This is a genomic window from Vibrio sp. 10N.222.49.C9 (assembly GCF_041474985.1).
Taxonomy (GTDB): Bacteria; Pseudomonadota; Gammaproteobacteria; order Enterobacterales; family Vibrionaceae; genus Vibrio; species Vibrio crassostreae_C.
This window is the reverse complement of the sequence record NZ_JBFRVD010000653.1, coordinates 1-396: the sequence shown is the minus strand read 5'-3', so window position 1 is coordinate 396 and position 396 is coordinate 1. Positions and strand designations below refer to the sequence as shown.

At 44.2% G+C, this 396-nt stretch carries 1 protein-coding gene; it reads right to left on the bottom strand.

The features are described from left to right. Positions 1-292, bottom strand: a 292-nt coding sequence (locus AB4585_RS24910; protein WP_372171431.1) for a GNAT family N-acetyltransferase, incomplete at its 3' end; no start/stop codon positions are given. Positions 293-396: the final 104 nt, after the last annotated feature.

The following is a 396-nucleotide window of genomic DNA, read 5'->3' as shown; positions in this document are numbered from 1 at the left end:
TCAACATTTTCAGCGCTCTAGTCGCATACCCCTGCCCCCAATACGCATTATCAAAGATGAAGCCTAGCTCCCAGCCCTCTTCTTGTTCGCTGATAAATAGATGCCCTACATAACGACCATTAACCTCTACTGCTCGAGCTATCGTTGATTCCTCACCCTGCAACTTATCAAACAGCCTTGAGGCACTTTCATAAGAATGTGCGCCATTCATGTGGGCGCGATTGATCGGGCACGTATTAAGGCGAATAAATTCTTGCCGATCTCGCTCATGATAGTCACGGATAATAAGCATGGTTAAGCCTGCGATTGATAAGTTGCTGTGTACTCATGATAGTGATTTCGATAGGATGACGATAAATCGTTAAACCAGAATTGATACTATGCTCACTAAAGAAG